Source organism: Actinomycetota bacterium, assembly GCA_005774595.1.
Lineage (GTDB): Bacteria > Actinomycetota > Coriobacteriia > Anaerosomatales > D1FN1-002 > D1FN1-002.
On sequence record VAUM01000014.1, the window covers coordinates 1 to 14288 of the forward strand.

Sequence of the window (14288 nt, forward strand, 5' to 3'; positions counted from 1 at the left end):
CCTACTATCTTACAGGTCCACCCGGCACCCGGGAACTCCCCATCCTCTGCCGTCGGCGGCGCCAGATGTGCATAAGGGACAGAGACCGAAGCGCCCACCGCGTCCGCCGCCAGGCCGGCCACGGCCAGCGCCCCCGCGAGCACCGCGGCCCCGAGCGCGACGGCACGCCGGACAGGCTGCACGACCTCGGCAGCGGGACCCGGCCACGCCAGCACACCGGCCGACACCGCGGCCAGCGCCGCAGCCGCAGCAGTCCGGCCGAGCAGCATCGGCTGCCCGCCGGCGATGGTGCCCGCGGCCGCCCACGACAGGGCAGTGACCAGCACGGGCGGAGCGAACAGCGCCGCCGCGGAACGCATGAGACCGACGTCGCGCAGGAGCACGAGCCAGCCGGCCACGAACACAGCCGACGCCGCCGCGTACGCCGCGAGCCGCGGGACCTCGGACCGCGCCAGCTCACCACTGAACGCGAGGGCCGCCACGCTGACGACGAGCCCGGTCAGCGCCGCGACCCACGCCGCGGGGCGCTTCGCGGCGGCCGGCTCGCGCGCCATGAGCACCGAGTAGAGAGCCCAGCAGGCGCCGGCGACGAGGAACGCCGCCTCCTCGCGCGGGAACCTCACGAACGGCGAGAACGAGCTCGGGAACTCCCACGATGCGACGAGCGCGGCGCATCCCACGAGCGCCGAGACCGCGGCCATGAGCGAGACGGGCCGACCGGCGCGCCGCTCGAGGAGTGCCCCGCCGGCGGCCGCGACGAACGCCCATCCGGCGGTGGTGAGGAACAACGCCTCGCTCGCGGACGGAGCGTCGGTGTAGCGGTTCGCCATCACGAGGAGCGGCGCTGCGGCAAGGCCGGCGGCACCACCTGCGACCTGCCGTGCGATCGCCGCGGTGCCGAGCGACGACCACTCGCGCGCCGCAGGAAGCCTGAACACGGCCGCGGTGGCGACGACCGCTCCGACCGCTCCCGCGACCCCGACCCAGGCGGGCGCGACGCCACCCGTCAGTCCGGGCTGGAGGAGCGCCAGGGCCGTGGAGCCCAGCGCCGCGGCCGCAGCCGCGATGATCCCCTTGCCTCGCATCCTTCGCCCTCACGTCATCTGCCGGTACGGCGACACTGCCGCATCGTCGTGGAGAACGCGTGTACCGCGGTGGAAGGAGAAGGGCCGGAGTCGCCTCCGGCCCTGCCCGTCGATCCCGTTGCGTGACGAGGCGCCTACTTGTTGTGGCAGACCTCGCACACGTAGCGGTTGTCGGCGCGCAGCAGAGCGCTGCTGTCCGCCGGCGGAACACCATCAGGAGCCAGATTCACGCCGGTCCCGAACTCCGCGAGCGGGTTCGAGTCGGGCACGGGCTCCCAGTTGGAGTACGAGTCCGCGTACCCGGTCATGATCGCCGAGGTGCCGTGCGCGCGGTGGCACGTCAGGCACTCGACCCAGTCGGTCGCCGTGTTGGTGATGGCGCCGGACTCGGTCGCACGATTGTGAGCGAGCGGCAGCGGGTTGTCCGTGACCACGAGAGCGCGCGCGCCGGCGTAGTTCGACAGCGGCACGTTGATCGGGTGACGGTGGCGGGTCATGAACGGATCGACCGTCGCCGCGCCCCATCCGGAGATGCCGGTGGTGGCGTCGTCGGCACGCTGGTCGCCTGCGTTGTACACGCTCGTCTTGGTGAGGTAGGTGCCGTGGCACCCCACGCACCAGCCGCTCATGCCCTTGATGGCGCCGGAGACGCCGTCGACGTCCGTGCCGCTGACGGTCCACGTCTCACCGCGAGCGTACATCGGGGTCGTGTAGTTCGGGACGTAGGACGGGTACGAGGTGTGCAGCGCGAAACCGTTGGCCGGGTAGCCCGGCTCGGCGGACCACACCCACGGCGTCGGGGCAGGGTTGCTCCCCGTACCGTAGTAGCCGCCCACGCGGTTGCCGTACACCATGTCCTTGAGGATGCGGTAGTTCGACGAACCGTGGGGGTCGTGGCAGGTGGCGCAGTCCATGTCGATGTCGTCGTCCGTCATGCCGGTGACGATCTCGCCCGTGGCGCCCGTCGCCGGGTTGAAGGGCGAGGACGCCGCCGCACCGTAGACGCCGCCGCCCCATGCCCACCAGGCCGCCCCGTCCTTGATGTGCGTGGACGTCGTGGCTGTCGGGCCGAGCGAGGCGAAGCCGCCGCCGTTGAGGATGGCGTTCTGGGTGCCGTAGAGCGTGCCCTCGTACACACCTTCCTCGACGTTGGTGTCGGCGCCCTGGGCGTCCGCACCGTGGCAGGCATAGCAGAACTGGTCCATCCGCGTCGCCGAGGAGACGAGCAGCGCGCTGTGCGTGTTCGTCCCGTCCGACCACGTGATGGAGCTGAACGACGTGTGGGCCCTGTGGCAACCCGCGCACGCGTCGGTGTCCTGCGTGTAGTTGCCGTGGACCGCGAAGTTCGCGTACGCGACGGCCGGGGCGATCAGGACCGCGGCGGCGAGCGCCACGGCGAACAGCACCGTGAGCTTCTTGGCCATCAGTCCACGCTCCCTTCCGTCTTCGAGGCGTTCTTCGCCTTGGCGGCGCCGATGGCCAGCAGGCCGCCGGCGACGAGTGTAGCAGCAGCCGCGGCCTTGGCGAACGGACCGGCGAGCAGTTCGCTCACCATCGGGCTCAGGTGGTCTTCCATGAGCGGGTCGGCCTTCGGCTGCGCGATGAAGTACTTCTTGCTCGCCCAGATGACTGAGCCGCCCCCGCCGCCGGCAAACGAGACGTAGCCGTTGGCGGGCGCCTGGACCTCGGCCCACACGGTCGCCTCCGGCTCGTAGCGCATCGCCTTGGCCGGGCAGGTGAAGACGCACGAAGGCTCGTGGGCGCGCTCGGCGCACGCGGTGATCTGCGCCGTGGTCGCACGCGTCGGGAGCGGCTGGCCGTACTTGGCGGTGAGCGTCGGGTCGGCGGCCACGTACGTGGCGACGTCACCGGCGCGGCCCCAGCACATCGTGCACTTCCACGCCTTGGCCGTCGGGTACTGCTCCGAGCCGACGCCGATCTTGGGGAACCCGCCGCGGTGGCAACCGGCGACGCACTCCTGGTTGCAGACGGCCGGGTTGCAGACCGTCGGGTCGATGCTGACCGCACCGTTCTCCTGCTTCGCGAGCGCGCTCAACGGGCACGCGGTCACGCAGGGGGGATCGGGGCAGTGCCAGCAGCTGAAGCGCACGAACGGGCCCATGTCCACGTTCTTCTGGGACTTGATGGCCACGCGCTGGTCATACGCGGTCCGGTGCACGCCGATCGTCTCGTTCACCATCTGCCAGGTGCGCTTGCAGCTGATCACGCAGCCGTTGCACCGCATGCACTTGTCGACTTCCTGAAGGATCGCCATACGGGTCATCTCTCACGCACCTCCTTAAGGTATCCGGACGATTCGACAGAGGCAGGCCTTGAACTCTGGGATCGTCGTGTTGGCGTCCATCGCGTCGATCGTGATGTCGTTCGCACGCGAACCCTTCGACAGGCCGCGCTCACCCCAGTGCCACGGGATGGCGACCACGCCCTGGGCGACACGCTGGTTCGACTCGACGCCCACGCCGACCCGGGCACGGAAGCCCTGGCCGTAGGCGGCGTCGGGGAAGTGCGGGTCGTCATCGAGCTGGTCGTTCGCGTAGCCGTCGGTGCGAGCGGTGATCACCTTGACCCAGTCGCCCGTCGAGATGCCCTCGGTGCGCGCGTCGACCGAGTTGATCTCGATCCACGGCTCGGGCTCGGCCTCGTGGTTGGCGGGGTTGTTGCGGGTGATCGGGCCACCCTGGAAGTGCTCGACGCAGCGGATCGTCGTGAGCACGTACGGGTAGGTGGCGCCGGTGCCGCGCGGCGTGCCGGACAGCAGCAGGTTGCCCGCGGTGCCGGTGCTGTTGTAGCCGTACGTGGTCGCGTAGTCCGCCTTGCCCGCGATGGTGCCGTCGTGCGGCGACTCGTAGGGCTCGGTGTGCGCCGGGAAGCGGCCGGGCAGCACGTGCACGGCAGGATTCGCCCCCGCCGGCGTCTTCGGGACGTCGGAGAGACGGTGGATCGTGCGGTAGTTCGAGTCGGCGTAGTCGATCAGGCCGGAGTTGGTCGAGACGAACAGCCTCGCGCACTTGTCGGGACCCTGATACGCGTCCGGCTCCTCTGCCGCGGTGGCGCTGGCGAAGAAGGTCCACACCACGGTGCCGTCGTTGACGGTGCCGGACGCCGGCCACGTGGGAGCGACCGCGCCCGACGTGCCGGCGGTGGTGCAGCGGTAGATCTTGCTCGCTGCGACGATCTTGGTGTTGAGCGCGTATGCGGTCGACGCAGCCCACGACGGGTACGTCGGCGCGACGGCGCGGATCACGTCGCCGTTGTTGTAGAGCACGCGACGGTTGACCAGCCACGAGTAGCCCCAGCGCGGGAACGCCAAGGTGCCCCACAGGTCGGTGGTCTCACGCGACTTGGCGCGGTTGGCAAGCGTCCACGCCCCGTAGTCGGCCGGCCGCTCGTCGGTGAGCGCCGCCTTGTAGCCGTCCGTGTAGATCCAGATCGTCCCGCCGGCGGTGGAGCCGGTCGCCATCTCCTTGAAGACGTTCTCGGCGACGAGTTCGTTGGCCGCGACCGCGGTCGCAGGGACGGCCGGGTCCCAGTTCGCCTCGGTGAAGGCGTACTGATTCACGTACATGTTCGTGTAGACCGAGCCGGCCTTCGGCGTGGACAGAGTCGCCCACACGCCGGTGATGTGCGTGAACGCGCTCGCCGCATCGAGCGCCTGAGCCATCTTGAACAGCCAGAACATGTCCGAACGGCTGTTACCGCGCGGAGGCCTGGCGGCGGTGCGCCACTGGAGCGTGCGGCCCGAGTTGGTGACCGAGCCGGCCTTCTCCACGTGCGCGCACGCCGGGATGAGGTACGTGACGCCGCCCGGCTTGCGGTCGCACTGGGCGGTCTCGGTCGCGAACATATCCGTCACGACCAGCGTGTCGAGCTGGTAGAGGCCCTCGCGCACCTTCGCCTGGTTCGGCTCGGTGATCGCGGGGTTCTGGCCCCAGACCATCGCGGCCGTGATGCCGTAGTCGTAGGTCACCGTCACGGTGGCGCCTGCCGGGATGGTCCCCGTGGCGATGCGCGTGATGACGCCCGTCGGGTAGCTCACCTTGAAGTCGGTGCCCTCGGTGTAGCCGGCAATCGCGATCGTGCCGGCCTTGATCCCCTTCTTGGTGAGGGTGATCGTGCCGGGAGTCCCGCTGAAGGTGAGCGTGTCGCTCTGGCCGGTACCATGGCTGATCATGTTGCGGAACATCTGGATGTGGTTCGTGCCGTTGACCTTCGGCCACAGCGAGTAGATCTTGTCGACGTCCGCCTTCGAGACGTAGGTCGTGTCGCCGAACCACTTCCGCGTCATGCTGTAGAAGCCGTACTGCTGCAGCGCCATGCCGCTCAGCGTCGGCAGGCCGGTGCCCGCTCCTGCGAGGCCGGAGCCCGGGTACGCCGGGTTGTAGTCGGCGTCCACGCCACCCGCGAGGGCGGTCGGACCGGCCGCGGCCACCACGGTGGCTCCGCCGGCCGACACGATGCAGTCGATGAGCGCCGCAGCGCCCGCCGAGGCCTTGATGGCCGCGACCACGTCGTTGGCGGTCGAGGTGGGGGCGACACCGTCGTGCGCGAGCGTGACTTGGACCGTGGTCTGGCCTGCGGCAGGCGTGTTGGCCAGGACGGCCACGGACAGCGCTCCCGCCACACCCGGGTCGAGATAGCGCACGAAGTAGCTGTTGCCCGCTACGCCTGCGGTCTTCGCCGCGTACTTGACCGTCTCGCCTGCACCGGACGCGAGCGCAAGATACGCACGCTTCGCCCGACTGATGCGGATGCCCCACAGTGCGTCGATGTACTTGCCGAAGGCGTGCGTGTCCTCGTACGGCTGGGTGCTCGGGTTGCCCGAGTACGCCGGGATGTTGCCGTACAGCACGCCCATGTCGGTCGAGCCTTGGACGTTGTGGATGCCGCGCAGCGCGTTGATGCCGCCGCCGGCGCGCCCGACGTTGCCGAGCAGCGTCTGGATGACGGCGAACGACTTCACGTTCTGCGACCCGTAGGTGTGCTGGGTCAGGCCCATCGCGTAGAGCATCGTCGTCGACCGGTAGTACTGGCTGGTCGGGTCGCCGATGATCGTGTCGGCCGTACCCAGGACGGAGGTCGCCGTGTTGTAGCTGGAGATGCGGCTGTGGTCCATCATCTTCTCGGCGACGTCGATGATGTCCTGGGCGTCGCACCCGCAGATCGCCGCGGCGATCGCCGGCGAGTAGTGCGTGGTGTGCGCCTTGAGGCGGTTGTACACGGTCTGCGCGTCGCCGTAGTAGGTCGAGGCGACACGCGGGAAGGCGGTGATCACGGAGCCGGTGCTCGTCTCGTGCAGCGCGCGGTCGTAGTCCGTGCCGCCGCTGTTCACGATGAGCCGGGCGTCCGTGTACTTCGACCGCGAGATCGTGCCCGTGTTCGTGCCGTCGTCCGCGCGCCAGGCCTGGTTGCCAGTCTGGTTCAGGAAGGCGTTCAGGTTCACGAGCCGCTGGTCCGTCCAGCCGCCCGTACGGTCGGCGTCGAGCGCCGTCTGGATGTAGTTCGTCACCGCGTTGATGAACGCGATGTCGGTGCCGGGGCGGATCCGGATGAACCGGTCGGCCTGGCATGCGGTGCGCGTCTTGCGCGGGTCGATGACCCACAGCTCGGCGGCCGGCTTGTTCGACGTCTGCCCGCCGGGCAGGGTCTTCGGAGCGGCGGCGCGGGCCCGGTTGATGTGGGCCATGCACGCCGGGTGGTTCTCGGACGGGTTCGCGCCCATCACGACCACGAGCGTCGCGTTACCGATGTCCGTCCAGGAGTTCGTCATGGCACCCCTCGCGAATGCGGCGGCCAGACCGGCCACCGTGGAGGAGTGTCATATGCGGGCCTGATGCTCGGTGTTCGTGGTCCCGAACTGGGCGATCATGCGGCGGTACAGGTAGTTCTCGTCCGTGTTCATGTGCGAGCAGCCGAAGAACGCCACGGACTGGCTGTTGTAGCCGCTCGCCTCGCCGGCGGTGAAGCTGCCGCGGGCCGCGACCATCGCCGTGGCGATCTCGGACAGGCCGGTCGCCATGTCGATGGCGGTCCAGTCGCTGACACCCTCGACGCGCTTGTAGATGACGGGGTCACCCGTGCCGTCCGACGCGAACTCGGCGTGCTCGGGGTGGGCGGCCAGCGTCTGGTTCTGGTAGGTCATAGGGAACTCGTACGCGCCCACGCGGCGCGGGTTGGTCACGAGCTGGAACGCGCCCGCACCCTTCGCGCACAGGCCGCCCGAGTTGGTCGGCGACTGGTAGTCACCGTAGATGTCGACGACCTCACCGGTCGCGTCCTCGACGACGACCCGCTGCCCGCACTGGGCGGAGCAGTAGGGGCACGTCGAGATTGTGACGGTGTAGCCGGCGACACCCTCGTAGGCCAGAGCCTGCTCGGCGTTGAAGGCGAAGTCCGCGACGCCGCCTGCGGCGACCGTCGCGGCCGTGGCCTTCAAGAAGTCGCGCCGAGAAAGCCCGCGGCCCTCGAAGTCTGTCTCCTTGTGTCCCATCCTTCTTCCCTCACTCCTCAGGGGAACTTGAAACCTTCCGCTCCCGCCCGCAGGGCCCTTGTGCCCTTCGCTTCCGCCTCACCGCCTCCTTTCATCCGGGCTTCAGCGACGCGCGCGGGAGTACGCGAAACGCAAAAGGCCGACCCGGTCGCGGCGAGAAAGAGCCGCGTCAGCGATCGACCTGGACTGCCACCTCTATATGATGTCCCCTTCCCCGGCACGGGCACCCTTCGACAGCGCGCGTGCCGGCGCGCCGCCTCGGGTGTCGTCTCCTTTCCAAAGAAGGGGAGGCGCCCGGGTTTCCCCTGACACCCTATCGGCCCAAGGACCGTAGCGGATGGCGCCGCGGTAGGTCGCGAGGGCTCGGAGACATCTTCCTTGTGTCAAACGCGCCGCCTGAAGCGCCCGCTGCCGGCGAGCTCCTCGGCGGCCGCTCTTGTAACACTAGTTACAAGCGCGTGAACCGCACACTACGCCCGGTCAATGGGCATGTCAACACCCTCGCGGGTGTGTGAAGCACCCTTAAACGACGAGCGGTCGTCACCGCCTCCTGCCGTGCCTTCTGAGGAACTCCTCCGGCCCGTAGACGTCGATGCCGAGGAGCACCGCGCTCTTGCGCAGTTCCTCGTCGGTGGTCGCGAGGCGCTTCACGCGCCGGGCGATCGCGAGCAGCACCGCCGTGCGGCCGTCCACCTCGAGGCGCGCCTGGAGGTCGGCGGCGTCGGACGGCGAGTGTTCCTCGGCCACGAGCAGCTCGCCGAGGTCGACACCGTCCTCGACGCGGTCGACGTACTGCGGGTGCTCGGCCACCGGCACGAGCCACTCGAGGCCGGTGCCGTCCATCTCGCGCACCTGCCCGTCGGCGACGAGCGCCTCGACGAAGTCGTGCGTGACGACGTACTTGCGGCGGCGGCGCAGCAACGGGACGAGCAGGAACAGCGGCGGCAGGCAGCAGGCGGCCGCAGCGGCCCACGGGTACTTGCGCGCGAGCTCGACCGGCGCCTCGGCGACCGGCCACGCCCAGACCTGCACCTGGTCGTTCTCGCGGTCCGTTATGTAGATGCGCCCGGTGCCGTCGAGAGCGACGTCGTTCGGGAAGCTGAACTGCCCCGTGCCGACGCCCTGCTCGCCGAAGCGCACCACCTTGTCGCCCTCCGAGGTGTAGACATCGATCTGGTGCGCGAGTGCGTCGGCGACGTACAGGCGCCCGGTGTCATCCATCGCGACCCCGCGCGGGACGCCCGAGGTCGCCACGAACCTCTGGAACCTGCCGGCAAGGTCGAAGACCTGGATCCTCCGGTTGTCGCCGTCCGCCACATAGACGAGGTCGCGATAGCCGGCGATGCCGTTCGGGAAGTAGAAGCTGCCGGGGTCGTCCTGGTCGTACGCGACCTGGCCGGTCTTCCCGAAGGTCACGACGTGCTTGCCGGCCTGATCGAACACGTGGACGCGATGCTCGGTCGTCACGCCGACATCCGTGACGAGCAGCCGGCCCTTCTCGTCGAACGCCACCGCAAGCGGGGTCCAGCTGGCCTCGATGGCCGCGCCCGGCGAGAACTTCCGCAGGTAGTGGCCGTCCGCGTCGAAGACGAACAGCGAGCGCAGACGGCGGTCTGTGACCCACACCTGGCCCTTGGAGTCCGTCGCGAGGTGCACCGGGTTCTTCAGGACGCCGCCGTCGACCGCGTTGAACTCGAAGAGGTAGCGCCCGTCGCGGTCGAACACGCGCACGGTCCTGGTGGCGAAGTTGACGACGTACACGCGCGTGCCGCGGTAGGCGAGCCCGACGACGTCGTCGAGCCGGCTGCCGCCCTGGCCGGTGATGGAGAAGAGGTAGCGGGGCGGCTGGACCTCGGCCAACGCGTCCGGGAGCACGTCGGCGATCGGGAGGCGGCGGTTCGCGCTGAAGTAGTACGCGCTGTAGCCGAGCGCGAGGAGCAGCAGGAGCAGCAGGACGAGCGCGACGATCTTCCTGCGCCGGCGCTCGCGCTCGAAACGCTCCGCGCGGCTCTCGTGACTACTTCGCACCCGAGAGCCTCCTCACGGCCTCGTTGGCCTCGGCGTTCTGGCCGTCGAGCGCCACGACCCGCTTCCACATCTGCAAGGCGCGCTCCACGTCGCCGGTCTTCTCGTAGAGTCCGGCGCACAGCGCCCACGCGGCCACGTCGGAGGGCTCGAGGGCAGCGGCGATGCGGGCCTCGACGAGGGCGGCCTTCGGGTCGGTCTCGCGGAGCCGCTGCGCGGCGGCGATGCGGTCTTCCGCGGGCCCGAGGGCCTCGAGCGCCTCGACGGGCGCCTCGATGCCGGGGGCCGCGTCGACGGACGCGCGGAAGTGCTCCGCGGCCGTCGCGCGGTCGCCCTCCGCGAGCAGGATGTTGCCGTAGTCGTAGTTCGCCTCGGGCATCACGGGGTCGAAGGCGAGAGCGGCCTCGAGCTCCTCGCGGTACTTGGTTGGCGATCCGGTCTCGCGGTACGCGACGGCGAGGTGGTAGTGCACGTCCGCGGAACTGCGCTTGATGCGCAGGGCGGCCCGGTAGTACGGGATCGCCTCGGCGTAGCGCTTCTGCTCGAGGAGGACGTCGCCCATGTAGAAGTACGCGGTCTCCAGCGCCTGGTTCTGGCCGGACCCCTCGGTCTGCTCCAGCAGGGTGATGATGCGCTGCCAGTAGCCCTCGGCGGTCTCCCACTGCTTGCGCGTGCTCGCGATGAAGCCGAGGCCCGACAGCGCGGTGACGTTCTCGGGATCCTCCTGCAGGACGGCCCGGTAGTGCGTGACCGCCTCGTCCTCGCGGCCGGCGATCGACAGCGCCTGGGCGAGCTGCAGCCGCGCGACGTCGTTCGCCGGCTCCTTGCGGACGAGGTCCTCGAGCGCGGCGATCTCGCGCGTGACGGGAGAGTCCCCGCCGGCCGAGAGCCGGTCTGTGACGAGCGCCGCGCCGAGCCACACCGCGACCACGGCGACGAGCGCCCCGACGATCCAGAGCGCGGCGTCGAGCGGGCGGATGCGTCGGCCGAGCAGTTCCACGAGATGACCTCCCGGGGCGGCACGCCGGACGCGCGGCGCCCGGCGTGTCAGAGCCGCAGCTCTTGGTGGCAGCGCCGGCAGAGCTCGGCGCCGGGATACTTGGCGATGAGTACGTTGCGGTAGTCCAGAGCACCGTGGCAACCGTAGCACAGGCGCACGTCGTGGGCCGCGCTCGGGAGGTTCTGGCCGTGCGTCCCCGCAGAATCTCCACCGACGGTCACGTGCCCGAACCCGATGTGGCACTCGTCGCAGAGGTACGGCCGGTCCTTGGGGCCACCGAAGCGCTTGGCGACCTTGAAGTGCACGGCGTGCTCGGCGAAGCCCTTGTTCTTGATCTTCGTCGGCGGCTTCTGCTTCATCTCCTTGTGGCACGGCGTGCAGTTGGCCTCGACCAGCTCGAGCCGCTTGACGCGGTCGTGGTGGCACTCCTGGCAGAACCGCCGGTCCGTGTGGCAGACGTTGCAGTCCTCCTTGGGCACCCCGGCCTCGAGGCTGTGCTTCTTCAGCCAGTCGGACGGATGCGGCATGACGGTCTTGTGGCAGCGCTGGCACGAGGGCGAGTCGTGGCACGACGCGCACGAGCCCTTCTGCGCGAGGTAGGGCGGGCCGTGCTTGGTCTTCCAGTCCTTGGACTTGTGATCCGCGGGAATGACCGGCTTGCTGATCTTCCCGTCCGCGAGCTTCTTGCGGCCGGCATGGCACTCGACGCAGAACTCCGGCTTGTGGCACTGGGCGCAGTACGCAGGCTGCTCGTTCGCGTGCTTCTTGTGGGTCCCGGCGATGAACTGCTTGGTGTGATCGGGCGGGACGAGCTCGAAGCCCTTGGGGTGACAGGCGTCGCACTCCTCGGTGGCGACGAGGCCCTGAGCGCCGTGGAGCAGGCCGTGGCAGCGGTAGCACGAGAGCATGTCGGGGCGGCGGATCGTCTCCGCGCCGTGGCCGAACTCGGGATGACACGCCGCGCACTGATGGTTGTCCTTCAGGTGCGGCTCATGGCTGAAGATGAGCCGCTTGCGCATCGGCGCGGACAGGACGTCGATGTCGGGGTGGCAGAACACGCACTGCCCCATCGTCGTCGGGGCGTTCGGATCGACCACCACCGCAGGCCTGTCGACGATCTCCGGGACGACCGAGAGGTACGCGCCGGGCATCTGCTGGAGCGGCCGGTTGTCCGGGCCGCGCAGCCGCTTCTCGGCGTGGCAGGCGTCGCAGTCCGGGCCGGCGTCGTGGCACATCATGCAGCGGCTCACGCCGTCGCGCCGCCCGACGGCGGCATGGGGCTCCTGCGCCCACGTCGCCGTGTGCGAGCGCGGACGCAACGTGACGCCGGGCGGGTGGCAGTCGCGGCACTCGCCGGTGGCGAGGAGGCCGTCCTCGTGCTCCACGCCGTGGCAGGCGAAACACGCGTCCATGTCCGGACGTCGCGTCACGCCGTTCTCGTGCGGCGAGATGCGGTGGCACGACTCGCACGGGAACACGAGGTGGTTGCCGTGCGAGAAGATGAGCCCGGGGATGTCGGTCTCGGCGATCCTCAGGTGGCAGGGGGCGCAGTTGGCGCGCTCGACGGGGCCGGTCAGGTCGATGGCCGCCGGCTCCTGAGCCGATGCCGGCAGAGCGAGCGACAGCGAGAGGGCGGCGGCCACCACGACGGCAGCCACCACCCCCTTGAGTGCGCGTACCGGCGTGTCTAGCCCTTGTCTCGCTTGAACACCTTCCGGAAGAACTTCCTGATCGGGTTGTTCTCGGCCGTCGCAGGCTTCTTGTGGATGAGGTCCTTGGCGTTCGCCACGAACTTCTCGCTCGTGTCGCGGTGGCAGCGCATGTTGGGCGACAGACCGCCGGCGCAGGTACCGGGCAGGTTGCCGGCGGACACCGACGACGACTGGTCGGCGGACGGCAGGGTCCCGTGCGCGTCGTGGCAGTCCCAGCACGCGGGAGCGTCCTTCGTGCCGTTCTTGTACGCGGCACCGTGGTAGTAGTCGTTGTACGAGGCGTAGTAGTCCTCGTGGCAGCGCGCGCAGACCTCGAGGGCCGAGGCATGCAGGGCGGCCGACGCGAGCTGGCTGTCGAGGCTCATGATGTCGTGGCCGCCATGGCAGGAGCCGCAGTTGGCCATCTGAGCGTTCCCGGCTACGAGGCCGCGGACCTTCTGGGTCCCCGCCCAGTGCACGGACTTCTTGTACGCGCCCGCCTGCGACTCGTGGTCATGGCAGTTCATGCACGCGAGGCCAGCGTTCACGGTCCAGTCCGCGCTCGCGTCCTTGGTGTCGTCGTACTTGAAGTCGGAGTGGCACTTCACGCACGACAGGTCGGCGTGGGCCGACTCCGACAGGCCGCTGATCGCGAAGGACTGCACGCCGCTCGGGCCGGTGCGCACGAGGCTCGGCTGCTCGTGGCAGGACGTACAGCTATAGCCGGGGTCGTACGTGTAGGTCGCGGGCGCCTCGGGCTCCCAGCGGACGTACTCCTCCGCGTGGCAGTCGTCGCAGAACCTCCCCTCGTGGCACATCATGCACCGGGTCTGCAACTCGGCGAGCGACGGAGCGACGTGGGGCTTGGCCGCCCAGTCCGCCGTATGGAACGACGGGCGGAGGTCCTCGCGGCGCGTCCGGTGGCACGTCTCGCATGCGTCATACGCGACGATGCCCATCGGCCCATGCCGCAGGCCGTGGCACGAGAAGCACTGCTTCATGCTCGGCTTCTCGGGCTCGCCGCCGGCCTGATGGGGGAAGCGCGTGTGGCACGCGCTGCAGTCGAACTGCCCCATGTGGATGCCGTGACTGAAGATGATCTCGGACACCTTGCCGCGCCGGGCATCGGCAGACAGCAGCGTGGGGTGGCACAGCTTGTTCTGGCACTTCTGCTTGAACACCGGTCCCGTCTCCAGCAGGTCCCACAGCTCGTTCAGCTGGTCGATCGAGGCGGCGTCGGCCAGCGTCGGCGCCGCCGGTGCCTCCTGCGCGACGACCGGGACCGCCAGCGCGAGCAGCGCGGCTGCCGCGAGCAGCGCGACGGGGACGACCCGCCGCAACCAACGTCCGTACGTTCCTGTCATGTGCCCCATTCCCCTTCCCGAGAAGGCCCGCGAGGGCCGGTGATACCTAGTCCGAGCGACGGCCGAACAAGCCGGAGATCGCGTCGCGCACGCGGGAGTACGCCGCGTACACCGGATTCTCCTGCCGTGCGTCCGCGCGTCCGTGGATCATGTCCCTGGTCGCCACGACGAACTTCTCCTTCGCCTGCTTGTGACACTTCGCGCAGGTCTCGACGAGGTTGGCGTCCGAGACCCCCGAACGCCGGTCGTCGGACGGCCGGATCTCATGCCAGCCGTGGCAGTCCCAGCAGGCGGGCGCGTCCTTCGTGCCCTTCTTGAACGCGGCGCCATGATAGTAGTCCGCGTAGCTGTCCCACCAGTCACGATGACAGCGCCCGCAGACCTCGTATCCCTGGCGGTGGAGCCGCAGCTGCCCGGCGGGATTGTCCTCCAGGACCTCGATGTCGTGCGCCCCGTGACAGTCGCCGCACAGCGGCTTCTCGGCGTTCGAGCCCGTGGCGGCGACCGAGGGCGACGCGCCGGCCGATGCCATCGCGCTCGCGGAGCGCGTCGCGGCGGCGGACCCGGAGGCGGGCGCCGAGGCGGTCGCCTCGCGCGCGGTCGCCGTGCCCGCGC

General features: G+C 69.7%; 8 protein-coding genes and 1 riboswitch. All 8 genes read right to left on the minus strand.

All coding sequences use genetic code 11. The annotated features are described in order from the left end of the window. A partial coding sequence (locus FDZ70_01350; protein ID TLM80277.1) for a hypothetical protein occupies positions 1-1085 on the minus strand: 1085 nt, incomplete at its 3' end. A 134-nt stretch (positions 1086-1219) separates the two neighbouring features. Then, entirely contained in the window at positions 1220-2509 is a 1290-nt protein-coding gene (locus FDZ70_01355) for a hypothetical protein (GenBank protein TLM80278.1), read from the minus strand. After that, entirely contained in the window at positions 2509-3369 is an 861-nt protein-coding gene (locus FDZ70_01360) for a hypothetical protein (GenBank protein TLM80279.1), read from the minus strand. The genes FDZ70_01355 and FDZ70_01360 overlap by 1 nt, the downstream gene beginning before the upstream one ends. Before the next feature lie 15 nt (positions 3370-3384). Then, a complete protein-coding gene (locus tag FDZ70_01365) occupies positions 3385-6873 on the minus strand; it encodes a hypothetical protein (GenBank protein ID TLM80280.1) in 3489 nt (1162 codons plus the stop codon). Between the two features lie 48 nt (positions 6874-6921). Continuing rightward, positions 6922-7593: a twin-arginine translocation signal domain-containing protein gene (locus tag FDZ70_01370; protein TLM80281.1), complete on the minus strand. Its 672-nt coding sequence runs from the start codon at positions 7591-7593 to the stop codon at positions 6922-6924. Positions 7594-7846: 253 nt separating this feature from the next. Then, a riboswitch (molybdenum cofactor riboswitch) is annotated at positions 7847-7974 on the minus strand. Between the two features lie 159 nt (positions 7975-8133). Further along, on the minus strand, positions 8134-9621 hold the full coding sequence (locus FDZ70_01375) for a hypothetical protein (GenBank protein ID TLM80282.1): 1488 nt from the start codon (positions 9619-9621) through the stop codon (positions 8134-8136). Next, positions 9611-11584: a tetratricopeptide repeat protein gene (locus FDZ70_01380; protein ID TLM80284.1), complete on the minus strand. Its 1974-nt coding sequence runs from the start codon at positions 11582-11584 to the stop codon at positions 9611-9613. Before FDZ70_01380 ends, FDZ70_01375 begins: the two co-directional genes overlap by 11 nt. A 721-nt stretch (positions 11585-12305) precedes the next feature. Further along, positions 12306-13673 (minus strand): hypothetical protein, encoded by a 1368-nt coding sequence (locus FDZ70_01385; GenBank protein TLM80283.1) that lies wholly within the window; start codon positions 13671-13673, stop codon positions 12306-12308. Between the last annotated feature and the right edge of the window lie 615 nt (positions 13674-14288).